16 protein-coding genes are annotated in these 15,748 nt (G+C 64.5%); 9 read left to right on the top strand and 7 right to left on the bottom strand.

Going from position 1 to position 15,748, the window contains the following annotated elements:
• Positions 1-79 precede the first annotated feature (79 nt).
• On the top strand, positions 80-1,426 hold the full coding sequence (locus AWB75_RS05255; protein ID WP_061122996.1) for an MFS transporter: 1,347 nt from the start codon (positions 80-82) through the stop codon (positions 1,424-1,426).
• Between the two features lie 12 nt (positions 1,427-1,438).
• Here the strand turns inward: AWB75_RS05255 and AWB75_RS38375 are convergent, their stop codons facing one another.
• A complete protein-coding gene (locus tag AWB75_RS38375; RefSeq protein WP_235011984.1) occupies positions 1,439-1,819 on the bottom strand; it encodes a hypothetical protein in 381 nt (126 codons plus the stop codon).
• Here AWB75_RS38375 and AWB75_RS05245 point away from each other — a divergent pair.
• Complete coding sequence (locus AWB75_RS05245) at positions 1,818-2,123, top strand: DUF1488 family protein (RefSeq protein ID WP_061122995.1); 306 nt, start codon at positions 1,818-1,820, stop codon at positions 2,121-2,123. The two genes, AWB75_RS38375 and AWB75_RS05245, sit on opposite strands and share 2 nt — an antisense overlap.
• Positions 2,124-2,136: 13 nt before the next feature.
• Here the strand turns inward: AWB75_RS05245 and AWB75_RS05240 are convergent, their stop codons facing one another.
• A complete protein-coding gene (locus tag AWB75_RS05240; protein WP_061122994.1) occupies positions 2,137-2,394 on the bottom strand; it encodes a hypothetical protein in 258 nt (85 codons plus the stop codon).
• Positions 2,395-2,756: 362 nt separating this feature from the next.
• On the bottom strand, positions 2,757-3,368 hold the full coding sequence (locus tag AWB75_RS38370; RefSeq protein ID WP_235011982.1) for a hypothetical protein: 612 nt from the start codon (positions 3,366-3,368) through the stop codon (positions 2,757-2,759).
• Here AWB75_RS38370 and AWB75_RS05235 point away from each other — a divergent pair.
• Both AWB75_RS05235 and AWB75_RS05230 read left to right on the top strand, forming a co-directional pair.
• Positions 3,355-4,860, top strand: a complete 1,506-nt coding sequence (locus tag AWB75_RS05235) for a pyrrolo-quinoline quinone (protein ID WP_235011979.1) — start codon at positions 3,355-3,357, stop codon at positions 4,858-4,860. The two genes, AWB75_RS38370 and AWB75_RS05235, sit on opposite strands and share 14 nt — an antisense overlap.
• Positions 4,861-4,931: 71 nt before the next feature.
• Positions 4,932-5,498 (top strand): DUF1993 domain-containing protein, encoded by a 567-nt coding sequence (locus tag AWB75_RS05230; protein WP_061123066.1) that lies wholly within the window; start codon positions 4,932-4,934, stop codon positions 5,496-5,498.
• Between the two features lie 12 nt (positions 5,499-5,510).
• On the opposite strand, the gene AWB75_RS05225 is transcribed toward AWB75_RS05230, so the two are convergent.
• The 4 genes from AWB75_RS05225 to AWB75_RS05210 all read right to left on the bottom strand — a co-directional run bounded on the left by AWB75_RS05225 (position 5,511) and on the right by AWB75_RS05210 (position 9,496).
• Positions 5,511-6,785, bottom strand: a complete 1,275-nt coding sequence (locus tag AWB75_RS05225; RefSeq protein WP_235011997.1) for an MFS transporter — start codon at positions 6,783-6,785, stop codon at positions 5,511-5,513.
• Between the two features lie 141 nt (positions 6,786-6,926).
• Positions 6,927-7,859, bottom strand: coding sequence for a BKACE family enzyme (locus tag AWB75_RS05220; RefSeq protein WP_061122991.1), 933 nt, complete (start codon positions 7,857-7,859; stop codon positions 6,927-6,929).
• Positions 7,860-7,873: 14 nt separating this feature from the next.
• A complete protein-coding gene (locus AWB75_RS05215) occupies positions 7,874-8,665 on the bottom strand; it encodes an SDR family oxidoreductase (RefSeq protein ID WP_061122990.1) in 792 nt (263 codons plus the stop codon).
• Positions 8,666-8,776: 111 nt separating this feature from the next.
• Positions 8,777-9,496, bottom strand: a complete 720-nt coding sequence (locus AWB75_RS05210) for a GntR family transcriptional regulator (RefSeq protein WP_061122989.1) — start codon at positions 9,494-9,496, stop codon at positions 8,777-8,779.
• Positions 9,497-9,666: 170 nt separating this feature from the next.
• On the opposite strand from AWB75_RS05210, the gene AWB75_RS05205 reads away from it, so the two are divergent.
• The 5 genes from AWB75_RS05205 (at position 9,667) to AWB75_RS05185 (ending at position 15,660) form a co-directional block, all read left to right on the top strand.
• On the top strand, positions 9,667-10,356 hold the full coding sequence (locus AWB75_RS05205) for an ABC transporter ATP-binding protein (RefSeq protein ID WP_061123065.1): 690 nt from the start codon (positions 9,667-9,669) through the stop codon (positions 10,354-10,356).
• The gene (locus AWB75_RS05200) at positions 10,353-12,890 is read left to right on the top strand and encodes an FtsX-like permease family protein (RefSeq protein WP_061122988.1); all 2,538 of its coding nucleotides are present in this window, start codon (positions 10,353-10,355) and stop codon (positions 12,888-12,890) included. The genes AWB75_RS05205 and AWB75_RS05200 overlap by 4 nt, the downstream gene beginning before the upstream one ends.
• The gene (locus AWB75_RS05195; protein WP_061122987.1) at positions 12,890-13,975 is read left to right on the top strand and encodes a lipocalin-like domain-containing protein; all 1,086 of its coding nucleotides are present in this window, start codon (positions 12,890-12,892) and stop codon (positions 13,973-13,975) included. The genes AWB75_RS05200 and AWB75_RS05195 overlap by 1 nt, the downstream gene beginning before the upstream one ends.
• Positions 13,976-14,197: 222 nt before the next feature.
• The gene (locus AWB75_RS05190) at positions 14,198-15,337 is read left to right on the top strand and encodes an iron-containing alcohol dehydrogenase (protein ID WP_061122986.1); all 1,140 of its coding nucleotides are present in this window, start codon (positions 14,198-14,200) and stop codon (positions 15,335-15,337) included.
• 116 nt (positions 15,338-15,453) lie between these two features.
• Positions 15,454-15,660, top strand: coding sequence for a hypothetical protein (locus AWB75_RS05185; protein ID WP_061122985.1), 207 nt, complete (start codon positions 15,454-15,456; stop codon positions 15,658-15,660).
• The last annotated feature ends 88 nt before the right edge of the window (positions 15,661-15,748 follow it).

Raw genomic sequence — 15,748 nt, 5'->3', positions numbered from 1 at the left:
AAGCGAAAGCGCGCGCCGTCGAATCAATAAAAAACAGAATCGCGGAATTCAATGTAGTACCTAAAGTAAAGGAGACAACATGCGTCAAATCGACGTTCAAAAGCTATGCGACGATGCCAGATTCAGGAAATACCATGTGCTGCTTCTTTTCTGGTGCGCGCTCATCATCATTTTCGATGGTTATGATCTCGCGGTCGTGGGCATCGCGCTGCCATCGATCATGAAGGACATGAGCGTCCAGGCGACCAGCGCCGGATTCATGGTGAGCTCCGCTTTGCTCGGCATGATGATAGGCGCGGTTTTCCTTGGAACGATCGCCGACAGAATCGGCCGTGTGCCCGCGATCGTGATCTGCCTTCTGCTCTTCAGTGTATTCACTGCCGCAGCGGGTTTTACGAAGGATCCGCTGACGTTCGGCATCGCGCGCTTTCTCGCGGGACTCGGAATCGGCGGCGTCATGCCGAACGTGGTCGCGCAGATGACCGAGTATTCGCCGCGCAAGATTCGCAGCACGATGGTCACGGTGATGTTCAGCGGCTACTCCGTCGGCGGCATGCTCGCGGCGCTCGTCGGCAAAGCGATGATCGAGCGTTACGGCTGGCAATCCGTATTCTTTGCAGCGGGATTGCCCGCGCTTCTCGCGCCGGTGATTCTCAGGTACATGCCCGAGTCGCTTGGGTTTCTCGTCAGCAAGGGCCGTGTGGAGACGTTGAAAAAGATTCTTCCGCGCATCGAACCCGGATACGTGCCGCAGCAAGCCGATAGCTTTTCGCTTTCCGAGCGCGAGGCCGTGTCCGGCTCGACGATCAGCCGCCTTTTCGCGGACGGCCGCGGCGTAAGCACCGTCATGCTGTGGATCGCGTTCTTCATGTGCCTCTTCATGGTCTACGCGTTGAGTTCGTGGTTGACGAAACTCATGGCGGGCGCCGGATACAGCCTCGGCTCGGCACTCACGTTCGTTCTCGTGCTGAACTTCGGCGCGATGATCGGCGCTATCGGCGGTGGATGGCTCGCCGACCGATTCAATATCAAATACGTGCTGATCGCGATGTATGCGCTCGCCGCCGTCTCGATCAGCATGTTGGGCGTGAAGGTTCCGGTCGGCGTGCTGTTCCTCCTCGTCGGGCTGGCTGGCGCTTCGACCATCGGCACTCAGATCGTCACGTATGCCTTCGCGGGACAGTTCTATCCGACGGCCATACGCTCGACGGGCATCGGCTGGGCATCGGGCGTCGGTCGCAGCGGTGCGATTCTCGCGCCCATTGTGATCGGCTTTCTCGTGAGCAAGGCGTTGCCGCTTCAGCAGAACTTCGTCGCTATCGCCATTCCGGGTGTTATCGCGATGCTGGCGGTTTGCCTGATCAATGCGCGCCGGCCTCGGCGGGACCGCATGGCGGTGACCGCCGCGCAAGCCGATCCGGCTTGATGCGCTGCGCGTTCATTCCTTGGCAGTCCTGGATCGCCGGGGTTGTTGCGGCTCGGCTGGAGCGCCGCGTTGAGTCGGCGCTCTCGTGCATGCATCCGGCGGGGTGACATACGGCACGTCGTCGCAGCAGCACGCATAGACCGGAAAGCCGTATGCGTTCGTGCGAATGATGGTGGTCGGCCCGTGCAGCGGGCACACCGCTTTCATGGCGGCTCCTGAAGTGCGTTGATCAACGGTTTCCATCCTACACGCGTTGCGCGCGGCGGCGGCGGCAGGCGTCTCGGCCGGGCCGTATTGATCTGGATCAATACGGGCTGATGAACCATCGCGGAGACTGAAGGGATATTCTTTCCCGTCGAAACTCCGCGCAACATCGCTCACGAGGTCCGGCATGAACATCAAGTTTCTGAGTCAGGCGCCCGTCTATCAGGGCGATGCCCCTTCGCTCACGTTCGCGGCCGTCGCCGATGGCGAGCAAGTCCAATGCACTATTTCCGCGGAGGCGCTCGAAGATCACTTCGGCGCCGCGTCATGGCGAGAGGAAGATTTGCAACTGGCCTTCGAGTGCCACCGATCGTCGATCGAAGGCGCCGCGGAACACTTGCTGAACCGCATCGGAGGAACATCGGTGGTGCTGCGCAGCGGATTCTTCCGCTTCCGTGAGGCGCGCGGTCGTAACCCTTCTAGCGCGGCCTGAGCGCGATTCCGCGTTAAGCAACGCCCGATGCGTTGCAGCTCTTTTGCAGCGTCAACTGGAAAGGCGGCAAGGGCAATTCGTCGCCGTCGAGAAATGCGGTGGCGCATCGGACCGCGAAGCCGAGCGCGCCGTCCTTGCTGGCGAACGCACCGAGATTGCCGAGCGAGGTTGCATGGCCGTCCTCTTCAAGAATCGAAGCGGTCGCGACGAAAGCATTGCCCACACGGTTGGCAGAGGGCTGAAAAGCCGCTCCCCGGTGATAAATAATCATAGATTCGTCTCGTCGGAAATGGGAGAAGGCGCGCGAGGGGCTCGCCTGCGGTGATGTGTGCTAGCGAATGCGTAGCGCACGGCGCCGATCGCACTTGCAAACTCGCGGAGCGTGCCGCTTGCGCGGCGCGTGCCGCCCGGTTCCCGAACGACGAGCATCGCCGCGTATGTGTCCTGCTCCAATAGGGCGGTCGCGCTCAGTCGTGTCCTTTATAGACGACGTCATCGGGTTGGGGCATCAATCTCTCAGGTTCTATGTTTTTTGAAGAGGCCACGACGCCGGTAGAGTGTGCCGATTGCGCGCCGTTGCCTACATTCCGTAAGTAGAAGCGTATACGTTCATATTTTGTCTTCTTACCCGTTTTAAGTTTTATTACGTTTCTTAGGTAGTCGCTTAAGTCTGACAGTTTTTTTAATCAGACGGTATTTAGTTCGCAGCGCATTGACGATGCGAGATAACGACTTCGTCACGAGTACGAAAAGCGTGCCTGAAAGACCGAAATCGGATCTGCCTTGAATGTACTGACCGATCGTCCTGTTTTTCCCTGCGATGCCGAAACATCCAATCTTCGTACGCATACACAGCCTGACCTGACGATTCCGACAATCACTAGCTCTCCCCGACGATTTGATTCCGGAGTTAAGCCGCCGCAGCCGATAATCGCAAAGCACCGGGCTCGGCCCCCTCCAGAACGGAGATCCGAAGATGAAAGGGCACTTAACGGTCGGCGTGTTCGCAGGCGCTATTGCAGCAATCATCGGTGGATGCAGCGGGGGCAGTTCCAGCTCCGACACGACCTCGCAGACCGGCGCCGCGCCCACTTCGGGCGCGTCGGGTGCTTCGTCGGCGTCGAGCCCTGCGGCAGCGTCCAGTCCGTCGTCGGCATCATCGGGAATCCCGGCGAGCGCGCCATCCGGCTCGAGCGCCCCCCCGGCGAGCACGCCGTCTCCATCGACTCCGATGGACGTCGCCACATATCACAACGACATCCTGCGCACCGCGCAGCAGCTCGCCGAGACCCGGCTCACACCCGCGAACGTCACCCCGGCGAAGTTCGGCAAGCTCGGTTTCTATCCGGTCGACGGCGCCGTCGATGCGCAGCCGCTCTATCTCGCGAACGTGCCGATTTCGGGCGCCACGCATAACGTGCTGTACGTCGTGACCGAGAACGCGAGCGCCTATGCCTTCGACGCCGACACGGGCGCCGTGCTCTGGCGGGTGTCCGCGGCGCTGGCCGGCGAGACACCGAGCGACGACCACGGCTGTAACCAGACCACGCCGACCATCGGCATCACGTCGACGCCCGTCATCGATCGTTCGCGCGGGCCGAATGGCGTGATGTATCTCGTCGCCATGTCGAAGGACGCGGGCGGCGCTTATCATCAGCGCATACACGCGCTCGACATCGCGACGGGCGCCGAGCTCCTCAACGGTCCGACGGAAATCACCGGTTCGTATCCGGGCACCGGATCGGGCAGCGTCAATGGCGTCGTGCCGTTTTCGCCCGGCCAATATATCGAGCGCGCATCGTTGCTGTTGCTGAACGGCGTCGTGTACACGGCATGGAGCTCCCATTGCGACGTGCTGCCATACACCGGCTGGGTGATGGGCTACAGCGCGGACACGCTCAAGCAGACGAGCATTCTCAACGTCGCGCCGAACGGCGAGATGGGCGGCATCTGGATGGGCGGCGCGGGTCTCGCGTCGGATGGCGCGTCGATCTATTTCCTCGACGGCAACGGCACTTTCGATCCGACCACCAACGCGCAGGACATGCCGATCCACGACGACTTCGGCAACGGCTTCCTCAAGGTCACGCCGACGCCGGCGCTGAAGGTGACCGACTACTTCGAGCCGTCCGACACGGTCGTGCAGTCGAGCCAGGATCTCGACCTAGGTTCGGGCGGCGTGCTGGTGTTGCCCGATCTGACCGATATCAACGGCAACGTGCGGCACCTCGCGATAGGCGGCGGCAAGACACGCGCGCTCTATATCGTGGATCGCGACAACATGGGCAAGTTCGATTCGAACGGCGACCACATCTATCAGGAGTTGTTCTCGACGATCACCGGCCCGATGTTCACGGCGCCCGCCTTCTACAACAACACGATCTATGTCGGCCCGGCGGGCGATCATCTGAAGGCGCTGCCGGTCGTCAACGCAGTGGTGGCGACCGCGGCATCGAGCCAGAGCACGAGCCCGCCCAACAACTGGGGCTTTCCGGGCCTCGCGCCGGTCATCTCCGCGAACGGCAACACGAACGGCATCGTCTGGGGCGTGGAAAACGTGACGCCGGCCGTGCTGCATGCCTACGACGCCAGCAATCTCTTCGAGCTCTACAGCAGCAATTCGGCGGGCTCGCGCGATCAGTTCGGACCCGGCAACAAGTTCATCTCGCCGACGATCGCGAACGGCAAAGTATTCGTGGGCACGAAGACGGGCGTCGCGGTGTTTGGCTTGCTCTGACGCCGCGGCGTTCCGCGCGGGAAAGCTCCGTATCGATATAAGATCGCAGATCTCGACCCATGGAGTATTCGATGCAACTGACCCGTCTTCTCGTTCCGACCTTCTTGCAGACGCTGAAAAACCTGTCGGCGTGGCTCGACAAAGCCGCCGCGCACGACAGCTCGCGCAACGCCGATGCGCTCATGACGCTGCGTCTCGCGCCGGACATGTATCCGCTCGCCGCGCAAGTGCGTTTCGTGTGTTTTCAGGCGCAGGAGCCGGTGTATCGGCTGCGCGCAATGGCGCTGCCGCCGGCGTTGCTGAACGTGCGCGGGGAGGGCGCGAAGTCGAACGAGCAGCCGGGCACGTTCGCTGACGCAAAGGCGCGTCTCGCGGAGGCGATCGCGTTGCTGTCCGGTCTGTCGGACGACGCGCTCGACGTGGGCGCCGATCTGCAGATCGCGCTGGATCTGCCGAACGGCATCGTCTTTGACATGACCGGCGAACAATACGCGCGCGACTGGTCGTTGCCGCAGTTCTACTTTCACGCCGTGACCGCCTACGCAATTCTGCGCAATCACGGCGTGCCGCTCGGCAAGCCGGATTACGTGTCGCACATGTTCGCGTATATGCGGCCCGGCACGATGCCGCAGAAGTGAATCGTCCGGCGATCAGGCGTTGGACATGACGCCGCGCTTCGCGTCGGCGCGTTCCTCGTCGCCGTGACGCAGGCGCGCGCTGCACACCGCCGCGATCAGCAGCGCGACGGCGAGACAGAGCAGCCCGTTCATCGCACGGCCAGTCGTCTGCTCGATGATGCCCATCACCGTCGGGCCGACGAAGCCGCCCAGGAGACCGCACGAATTGACGAGCCCGAGGCCGCCCGCGAGCGCGCTGCCGGAGAGCCGCGACGACGGGAACGTGAAGATGATCGATTGCACGACGAAGAACATCGACGCGGAGAGGCAGACGCCCAGCAGCCCGATCACGGGTGTCGCCCATGCGGCGATCAGCATGCCCGACGCCATGATGACGAGTCCGCCGATCAGCATGCGCCGGCTCTTCGACGAATCGGTCGCGAGGCGCGGCAGCGTGGCGGCGCCGATGGCGGCGGCGATCCACGGCGTCGCGGTGAGCAGTCCAATCGTCAGCGGCGAAAAGTGTCCCGATGCCCCGATGATGCCCGGCAGGAAGAAAATCACCGTGTAGATCGTCAACTGATGGCAGAAGTACACGAGGATCGCAAGCCACACCTGACGATCGCCGAGGACGCTGCGAAATGCACCGGCGCCGTGGCCGCCGCCCTGTGTGTCATGCTCGGCGGCGAGGCGGCGCTCCAGCGCGACGGCTTCATCGCGCGACAGCCACTTCGCGCTCGTCGGACGGTCGGGCAGCAGTTTCCAGACGACGAACGCCAGCAGGATCGCGGGCACACCTTCGATCACGAAGAGCCATTGCCAGCCGTGAAAGCCGAGCGCGCCGTCGAGTTCGAGCAGCGCGCCGCCGAGCGGACCGCCGACGATATTCGCCACGCACACGCCGAGCAGGAAATAACCCGTCGCGCGGGCGCGTTCTTCACGCCCGAACCAGTACGTCAGATACAGCATCACGCCGGGAAAGAGGCCCGCTTCGGCGGCGCCGAGCAGAAGGCGCATCACGTAGAACGAGGTTTCGCCGGTGACGAAGGCCATCGCGACGGACAGCGCGCCCCACGTCACCATGATGCGCGTGATCCAGAAGCGCGCGCCGACCTTGTGCATGATCAGGTTGCTCGGAATCTCGAAGGCCGCGTAGGTCAGGAAGAACAGACCCGCGCCGAGTCCGTACGCGGCGGCGGAGATGCCGAGATCGATGCTCATCGAATGCTTCGCGAGCGCGATGTTCGTGCGATCGAGAAAGCTGATCACATAGACGATCACCAGCAAGGGCATCAGCTTGCGCAGCATCAGGCTGCTGAGCGACGTGTGCTGCGCGGCGCTCGTCGTGTTGGGCTTGGACAAGGTACGTCTCCGTAGGCGTTGTATTTCTAATGGCGTGATAGCGTGATGGCATGCGCGCGCCGCCTGCACGGCGCGCGCATTCGACGATCAGAAGTTCACGTTGTCGCCGCCTTTCAGCGACAACATCTGGCGTGCTTCGGCGGGCGTCGCGACTTCGAGCGACAGGCCTTCGATCACTTGCCGGATCTTGCGCACCTGCGCGGCGCTGGATTCGGCGAGCTCGCCCGGCCCGATCCACAGCGAATCTTCGAGACCTACGCGCACGTTCGAACCTTGCGCGACGCCGATCGAGCCGAGCGGAATCTGATTGCGGCCGGCGCCGAGAATCGACCAGACATAGTCGTTGCCGAAGAGACGATCCGCGGTGCGCTTCATGTGCGCGAGATCTTCCGGATGCGCGCCGATGCCGCCCAGCAGGCCGAACACGCTCTGCACGAAGAACGGCCCCTTGACGAGCCCGCGATCGACGAAATGCGCGAGGTTATACAGATGCGAGATGTCGTAGCACTCGAACTCGAAGCGCGTGCCGTTGGCCGAGCACGATGTCAGGATGTATTCGATATCCGCGAACGTGTTCTTGAAGACGAGATCGCGGCTCTTTTCCAGATGCTGGCGTTCCCAGTCGTGCTTCAGATCCTTGAAGCGGTCGAGCATCGGATAGAGACCGAAGTTCATCGAGCCCATGTTCAGCGACGCCACTTCCGGCTGAAAGTGATGCGCGGGTTTGAGTCGCTCCGCGACCGTCATGTGCGGGCTGCCGCCGGTCGTCAGATTGATGACCGCATCCGTTTGCGACTTCAGACGCGGCAGAAAGCGCTCGAACACGGCGGGGTCCTGCGTCGGACGTCCGTCTTCGGGATCTCGCGCATGCAGATGCAGGATGGCGGCGCCTTCTTTCGCCGCCGCGAGCGCGGCCCCGGCGATCTGATCGGGCGTGACCGGCAGATACGGCGACATCGACGGCGTATGGATCGCGCCCGTCGGAGCGCACGTAATGATGACCTTGCGTTTCGTTGCCATGTGTTCCTCTTTCCTCAAAGCGTTTCGACGTTGCCGCAGACGGAGAGCGCTTGCCCTGAAACCGCGCTGCCGGCGGGCGAGCTGAGATAGAGAACGCTCGCGGCGACTTCTTCCTGCGTGACCATGCGGCGCAGCGAAATCTTCGCGAGATACTGCTTCTCCATCTCTTCGTAACCGAGGCCGAGCTGCTTCGCGCGCGCGGCGATCACGCCTTCCATGCGCGGACCTTTGACGATGCCCGGCTGCACCGCATTCACGCGGATGTTGTCGGGACCGAGCTCGATCGCGAGACTCTTCGCGAGCCCGACCACGGCCCACTTGGTCGCGGAATAGGGCGTGCGGAAACCGTAGCCGAGACGTCCCGCCACCGACGACATGAACACGATCACGCCGCCATCGGCCGCGTCGCGCAGCATCGGCACGGCCTCGCGCGAGAAGTAGTACTGGCTGTTCAGATTCACGTCGATGGTCTTTTCCCAATCGTCGGAATCGATCGCGTCGATGCCGCCCGTCGGTCCCGCGATGCCCGCGTTGTTGATCAGCACATCGAGGCCGCCGAGTTCGCGTCGCACGTCTTCGAACACGCGCTTCACGTCGTCCTTGTTCGCGACGTCGGCGCGCGTGCCGGAGATCGCAGGCGAAGCGCTCGATGCCGCGTCGATGGCTTTCGCATCGACATCGCAGACATGCACGCGTGCGCCCGTCGACACGAACGCCTTCGCGATGACGAGGCCGATGCCCGACGCGCCGCCCGTGATCAGCACGCGCAAACCGGGGCGGGGCGTGAGAAGTTTCATGAAGTCCATCGTCTAATTCCTTTCTGGTTATGTTTGCGAAGGACGTGCGCTGTCCTCGCTCAAGCGATTAGTCATGCTGATGATTCGTGACGGAGGCGCGGCACGCACGCCTTGCCGTGTTCAGCTTTGCGCGTGACGCCGCGGCTGTTCCTGCTGCGAGCGCAGACGCGATTCGAGATCGCGGGCAGCGTCGCGGATGTCCTTCGCGATCCCTTCGCGCGCCGCCGCGCCGTCGCGCTTCCACAGCGCATCGATAATCTGCCGGTGCGCGTGCATCGACACGCGCATGTGCGCGACATCGGGCGCGACCATGTTCAGGAATGGGCCGATGCGCATCCACATGTTCTGGATGGTCGCGAGCGTCATCTCGCTCGCGCCATGGCGGTAGATGCTCGTGTGGAACGCGAAGTTGCAGCGCAAATAGTCGCGTGCATCGTCGGCTTCGACGTGGGCGTTCATTTCATCGAAGATGCGCTGCACGGCCGCGACGTCGCCGTTGGTCATGCGCGCAGCCGCGCGTTCCGCGACGCAGCCTTCCAGCGCGATACGCACGTCGCGCAGCTCTTCGAGCAGCTCGGGCGTCATCGGCGGGACCATGAGGCCGCGCGACGGGCCGTCGACCAGGGCGCCTTCCGCGCGCAGACGCGTGAGGGCGGCGCGCACCGGCATCGTCGAGAGGCCGACCGCTTCGGCCACGCCGCGCAGACTCAGCGGCTGGCCCGCGGCGAAACTGCCGCTCATGATCGCTTCGCGCAGTTGCTGATAGACCTTCGTCGCCATCGTTTCCGTGGCGATGATTTCGAGTTGCGGCATGGGTTGCGATGCGGATCGAGGTGCCAAGACTGCGTTCCCGTATGTGCTGTTTGATCTGTGATCACAGTTTGATTTCTCAAATGGCTTAAGTCAATCCGGTACGCCTAAGGGATAACCCTCGCGACGAACGCTCGAAGCGCTGCGGGCTTTTCATGGGCACAATGCTTGCGAACCGATCAGCCTGCCCGCCGATGAACATGCGACCTGCCGACCCCGACGTCTCTCCCGCCCTCGAATGCCGCCGCCTCTCGAAGACCTACAGCGGCGGGCGCATCGTGCTCGATGCGCTCGATTTCGCGCTCGGCGCGGGCGAGTTCGTCGCGATCATGGGCGATTCGGGCGTCGGCAAATCGACGCTGCTCAATCTGATCGCGGGCCTCGATACCGCCGACAGCGGCGACGTGCTGATCGACGGCGCGTCCATCTCGACGCTCTCCGACGACGCCGCCACGCGCCTTCGTCGCCAAAAGCTCGGCTTCGTGTTCCAGGCGTTTCACGTCTTGCCGCATCTGACGCTCTTCCAGAATGTCGCCGTGCCGCTTTTGCTGAACGGCATGCCGGCCGCGCCCGCGCGCGCGATGCTCGCGGCGGTCGGCCTCGACGGACGGGGCGACGACATGCCGCGCCAGCTCTCGGGCGGCGAACTGCAGCGGGTGGCGATCGCGCGGGCGCTGGTGCATCGTCCGCGCCTGCTGCTCGCCGATGAACCCACCGGCAATCTCGATCCGCAGACCGCGCATGAAGTGCTCGACCTGCTGCGCGCCGAAACCAAGGCGACGCGCGCCGCGACCGTGATGGTCACGCATTCCGAAGCGGCCGCCGCTTTCGCCGACCGCGTGCTGATCCTCGCCGATGGCGCGCTGCATGCCGGTGCGCTCACTCGATGAGCACAGTCGCGTCCCGTCCATTCGATACGTTGACGCGCTGGCTGCTCGGCGCGCAATGGCGCAGCCACCGGGGTCGCGCGCTCGTCGCGATGCTGACGATCGCGCTCGGCGTCGGCCTGGGTTATGCGGTGCAGCTCATCAACGGAGCGGCCTTCAACGAGTTCTCGGCCGCCGCGCGCAGCCTTTCGGGACAGGCGGACTTGCAGGTGCGCGGCGCTCAAGCCTTCATTGATGAGAACGTCTATCCGCAACTCGCGGCGCACGCGGGCGTTGCGATCGCGAGTCCGGTGCTCGAGGTCGATGCCGCCGTGCCCGGCAAGACCGCGCCGCTCAAGGTGCTCGGCATCGACGTGTTCCGCGCGAAACGCATCGCGCCGGATCTGACCGGCGTGCCGTCGCCCAATGCGCCGCTCGATGTGCTCGATGACGGCGCCATCTTTCTTTCGCCCGCCGCGCTTGCGTGGCTCGGCGCGCGCGATGGTGCGGCGGTCGAGCTGCAAAGCGGCACGTCGAAGGTGAAGCTGCGCGTCGCGGGCGGCATCGCGCGCACGCGCCCCGGGCAGCGCATCGCGGTGATGGACATCGCCGCCGTGCAGACGCATTTCTCGATGACGGGCAAGCTGTCGCGCGTCGATCTGCAACTCGCGCGCGGCGTCGATCGCGATGCGTTTCGTCGAACGCTGCAACGCGAACTCGGCGCCCGGCTCGTCGTGACGGAGACGAGCGACGTCGAAAGCCGCACGGATCGTCTCTCGCGCGCCTATCGCATCAACATGAACGTGCTCGCGCTCGTCGCGCTTTTCACCGGCGCGTTTCTCGTCTTTTCGACGCAGGCGGCGGGTGTCGTGCGCCGGCGCGCGCAATTCGCGATGCTGCGCGTGCTCGGCATGACGCGCGCGGCGCTCGTGCGGCAGATCATGCTCGAAGGCGCGCTGCTCGGCGTGGCGGGCGGCGTGCTCGGCATCGCGCTCGGCTTCGCCGTCGCGGCCTTCGCGCTGCGCTTTTTCGGCAGCGATCTCGGCGGCGGTTATTTTCCCGGTGTCGAGCCGCGCGTCGCGTTCGAGCCGGTCGCAAGCGCGATCTTTCTCGCGCTCGGCATCGGCGTCGCGCTCGCCGGCACGCTCGTTCCGGCGCTCGAAGCGGCGCGCGCCCGCCCCGCGCCCGCGCTCAAAGCCGGTAGCGAGGAGGCCGCGCTCGCGCCGCTCGGCAGGCCGTGGCCCGCGCTCGCGTGCCTCGCGGCAGGCGCCGCGCTGACGCAGGCGCCGCCTGTCTTCGATGCGCCCATCGCCGGCTATGTCGCCGTCGGGTTGCTGCTCGTCGGCGGCATTGCGCTGATGCCGCGTGTCACCGCGATCGTGTTCCGGCGCACCGCGAAACCGCGCGGCGCCGTCGCGACGCTCGCGCTCGCGCGTCTCGCGAATGCGCCGGGGCAGGCGTCGATCGCGATGGGCGGCGTGCTGTCGAGCTTCACGCTGATCGTTGCCATGGCGATCATGGTCACGAGCTTTCGCGTGTCGGTGGAAGACTGGCTCGCGCATCTGCTGTCGGCGGATCTTTACGTGCGCATGGCGTCGAGCGGCGACACGGGCGGCCTGCGTCCCGATCAGCAGCTGCTGATTGCCGGCGCGAACGGCGTCGCGCATGCGGCGTTTTCGCGCACGTCGAAACTGACGCTCGATGCCGCGAAGCCGCCCGTCGCGCTGATCGCCCGCGAACTCGATGCCGCCGATCCCGGCGCGACGCTGCAAATGACCGGCGACGTGTTGCCGCCATCGTCGTGGCGCGAGGGCGAGACGCCCGTGTGGGCATCGGAGGCGATGGCCGATCTGTACGGCTATCGCGTCGGCGAGCGCGTCACGCTGCCCATCGGCGGGACGGGAGAGCGCTTCGTCGTCGCGGGCATCTGGCGCGACTACGTGCGGCAGACGGGCGCGTTGCAGATGCGCATCGCGGATTACCGCCGCCTCACCGGCGATACGGCCGCCACCGATATCGCGATCACGTTGCGCGCGGGGTCGGGCGCGGCGCAGGTCATCGGCGCGATCAGGAAGCTGCCTTTCGGCGATGCGCTCGAATTCTCGGAGCCGGGCGAAATCCGCGCGCGCACGCTGACCATTTTCGATCGCAGCTTCGCGGTGACGTATCTGCTCGAAGCGGTGGCGATCGTGATCGGCCTGTTCGGCGTCGGCGCGACGTTCTCGATGCAGACGCTCGCGCGCTCGCGCGAATTCGGCATGCTGCGGCACGTCGGCGTGACGCGCGCGCAGATTCTCGCGCTGCTCGCTTCCGAAGCCGGATGGCTCACGCTGCTCGGCATCGCGATGGGCTGTGCGCTCGGCTTCGCGATCAGCCTGATTCTCGTGTTCGTCGTGAATCCGCAGTCGTTTCACTGGAGCATGTCGCTGCACGTCCCGTGGACGATGATCGGGGCAATCGCGTGCGTGATGCTCGTGTCGTCGTGCGCGACGGCGTTGCTGGCGGGACGGCGCGCCGTGTCCGTCGATGCGGTGCGCGCCGTGCGGGAGGACTGGTGATGCGGGCGTTGCTTTTGATGTTGCTGTTCTCGTCGACAATCGCGCTCGCCGAAGCACCCGCGTTCGCGCCCGTCGTGCCTGGACAGGCGATCCGATGGCCGCAGGACAGCGGCGCGCATCCGGCGTATCGCACGGAATGGTGGTACGCGACGGGCTGGCTCGAAACGCCGGATCATCAACCGCTCGGCTTTCAGATCACGTTCTTTCGCTCGAACACGGGGAAGGTATCGGACGCGAAAGCGGGCAGGAGCGCGTTCGATCCGTCGCAATTGATCATCGCGCACGCGGCGCTGTCCGACCCGGCGCATGGGCGGCTCGTGCACGATCAGAACGTCGCGCGGCAGGGCTTCGGGCTTGCGTACGCGAAAGCTGGCAATACCGACGTGAAGCTCGACGCGTGGCGCATGACGCGCGCATCGGACGGCAGCTATTCGGTGATCGCCGATGCGGCGGGCTTCGCGCTCCATCTGACCTTCACGCCGACGCAGCCGCCGATGATCCAGGGCGAGGGCGGGTATTCGCGCAAAGGTCCGCGGCCGGAGCAGGCGAGCTGGTATTACAGCGAGCCGCAATTGAGGGTGACGGGCAGTGTGACGCGGCCATCGACGAACCGGCGTGTCGATGTGACGGGCCGCGCCTGGCTCGATCATGAATGGTCGAGCACGCTGCTTTCAGCGGACGCCGCCGGCTGGGACTGGCTCGGTGCGAATCTCGACGACGGCTCCGCGCTGATGGCGTTCAAGGTCCGCGCCCGCGACGGTCACGCTGTCTGGGCGCACGCGGCGCTGCGCGGTTCCGATGGCGCGACGGAGCAATTCGGCCCAGGCGATGTCGAGTTCACGCCCGAGCGGCAGTGGCGCTCGCCGCGCACGAACACGGTTTATCCCGTGGCGATGAATCTGCGCGTCGGCGGGATGCGCTGGCGGTTGAGTCCGCTCATCGACGATCAGGAACTCGACTCGCGCGATTCCACCGGCGCGCTGTATTGGGAAGGCGCCGTGACGCTCGATGGGGACGGCGGGCGTGGGCGTGGATATCTCGAATTGACGGGGTATGCGAAGACGCTGGAGGTGGAGAAGCGGTGATGCAAGCGCGCCGCACTCACCGTGATCGAACGCGAGAAGTTCTTCGACGACTTCCGCTTCTGACGCTACGTCGTCAAGAGGGCCTGGGTTGAGTAAAAGTCATCACGGTATCGAAACTAGTCAATATCGCGCCGGGGCGTCGGCTTCTATACTGACAGGCGCCGTGCCGCTTGCAAGCGGGCTTTGCAAAGCGGCATCGACCCTAACCTTCAGTCAGTCACCATGCCCCTCATCAATTACATCACGCAGATTCAATTCGATTTCGGCGCGGTGCGCCTGCTTGCAAGCGAGTGCGAACGCCTCGGCATTCGCCGCCCGCTCGTCGTGACCGATGCCGGCATTCGCGCCGCCGGCCTGCTCGACAAGGTGCTCGATGCGCTGAATTCATCCTCGCCCGTGCCGGTGTTCGACGGCACGCCGCCGAATCCGAACGAAGCGGCCGTGCGCGAAGCCGTCGCGATGTTCAAGGAGAATCAGTGCGATGGCGTGATCGCGGCGGGCGGCGGCTCGTCGATCGATCTCGCGAAAGGCGTGGCGGTCTGCGCGACGCACGACGGCCCGCTGCAGAGCTTCGCGGTCATCGAAGGCGGCCTCGCGCGCATCACGGCGAAGACCGCGCCGGTCATCGCCGTTCCGACGACCGCAGGCACGGGCAGCGAAGTGGGCCGCGGCGCGATCCTCATTCTCGACGATGGCCGCAAGGTCGGCGTGATCTCGCCGCATGTCGTGCCGAAAGTGGCGATCTGCGACCCGGAACTCACGCTCGGCCTGCCGCCGATGCTCACCGCCGCGACCGGCATGGACGCGATCGCGCATTGCCTCGAAACCTTCATGGTGCCCGCGTTCAACGCACCCGCCGACGGCATCGCGCTCGACGGCCTGTGGCGCGCATGGCGTCACATCGAGCGGGCGACGCGCGACGGCTCGGACCGCATCGCGCGCTGGAACATGATGAGCGCATCGATGCAAGGCGCGCTCGCGTTCCAGAAAGGCCTCGGCTGCGTGCACAGCCTGAGTCACTCGCTCGGCGGCATTAATCCGAAGCTCCATCACGGCACGCTCAACGCGATCTTTCTGCCCGCGGTGATCGCGTTCAACAGCAGCGCGCCGTCGATGCAGGAAGAGGGCAAGCTGAATCGCATCGCGCAGGCGATGGGCCTGAAATCCGGGAGCGAAGTCGGCGAAGCGGTCCGCGCGATGACCGCGACGCTCGGCCTGCCGCGCGGCCTTGGTGAACTCGGCGTCACGCGCGAACTGTTTCCGCGCATCGTCGCGGGCGCGCTCAAGGATCACAGTCATAAGACGAATCCACGCGAGGCGTCGAGCGCGGATTACGAAGCGATCCTGGACGCATCGATGTAGCCGAAGCAGGGTTCGGGCATAACGGTTGTCGGGCGGCTATTTGAGGCATTGCAACAAAACCCTTAGGGGAAAACCCTTAAGTCTGTTACAATGCCGCAAAGATTGAGGAACAGATCATGCGCCGCCACTTCCAAGTGCTCGAAAAAGTCGCTTTTTGCCTGCTCACGCTGTCCGCCGTCATGGACGCGAGCTACATCACGTGGGAAAAGCACCCGAACTTCCGCGATAACGTCACGGAAATGGTGAAGTTGAATGCGGAACTGTCGCTGGCGAATCCGGGTACGGGCGAGCCGACGCCGCTGGTTCCGATGGCGTTCAACTAAGCTTCATCCTTCTCTGGCGCGCGTTCGCCGCGCCTTTCGCTTCAGATCACATACAGATTATTCGGCCCGCCGTCGCACGGCGCGCGCC

The organism is Caballeronia catudaia (assembly GCF_001544755.2).
Classification (GTDB): domain Bacteria; phylum Pseudomonadota; class Gammaproteobacteria; order Burkholderiales; family Burkholderiaceae; genus Caballeronia; species Caballeronia catudaia.
The sequence above is the reverse complement of the archived record's forward strand: the minus strand, read 5'-3'. Positions and strand labels throughout refer to the sequence as shown.

Excerpts from the sequence above, each read along its gene's own strand:
- AWB75_RS05235 (WP_235011979.1), top strand. The coding sequence starts at position 3,355 with ATGGACGTCGCCACATATCACAACGACATCCTGCGCACCGCGCAGCAG.
- AWB75_RS05230 (WP_061123066.1), top strand. The coding sequence starts at position 4,932 with ATGCAACTGACCCGTCTTCTCGTTCCGACCTTCTTGCAGACGCTGAAA.
- AWB75_RS05200 (WP_061122988.1), top strand. The coding sequence starts at position 10,353 with ATGAGCACAGTCGCGTCCCGTCCATTCGATACGTTGACGCGCTGGCTG.
- AWB75_RS05185 (WP_061122985.1), top strand. The coding sequence starts at position 15,454 with ATGCGCCGCCACTTCCAAGTGCTCGAAAAAGTCGCTTTTTGCCTGCTC.
- AWB75_RS05220 (WP_061122991.1), bottom strand. The coding sequence starts at position 7,859 with ATGGCAACGAAACGCAAGGTCATCATTACGTGCGCTCCGACGGGCGCG.
- AWB75_RS05255 (WP_061122996.1), top strand. The coding sequence starts at position 80 with ATGCGTCAAATCGACGTTCAAAAGCTATGCGACGATGCCAGATTCAGG.
- AWB75_RS38375 (WP_235011984.1), bottom strand. The coding sequence starts at position 1,819 with ATGCCGGACCTCGTGAGCGATGTTGCGCGGAGTTTCGACGGGAAAGAA.
- AWB75_RS05205 (WP_061123065.1), top strand. The coding sequence starts at position 9,667 with ATGCGACCTGCCGACCCCGACGTCTCTCCCGCCCTCGAATGCCGCCGC.
- AWB75_RS05190 (WP_061122986.1), top strand. The coding sequence starts at position 14,198 with ATGCCCCTCATCAATTACATCACGCAGATTCAATTCGATTTCGGCGCG.
- AWB75_RS05245 (WP_061122995.1), top strand. The coding sequence starts at position 1,818 with ATGAACATCAAGTTTCTGAGTCAGGCGCCCGTCTATCAGGGCGATGCC.
- AWB75_RS05225 (WP_235011997.1), bottom strand. The coding sequence starts at position 6,785 with ATGCTGCGCAAGCTGATGCCCTTGCTGGTGATCGTCTATGTGATCAGC.
- AWB75_RS05215 (WP_061122990.1), bottom strand. The coding sequence starts at position 8,665 with ATGGACTTCATGAAACTTCTCACGCCCCGCCCCGGTTTGCGCGTGCTG.
- AWB75_RS05240 (WP_061122994.1), bottom strand. The coding sequence starts at position 2,394 with ATGATTATTTATCACCGGGGAGCGGCTTTTCAGCCCTCTGCCAACCGT.
- AWB75_RS05195 (WP_061122987.1), top strand. The coding sequence starts at position 12,890 with ATGCGGGCGTTGCTTTTGATGTTGCTGTTCTCGTCGACAATCGCGCTC.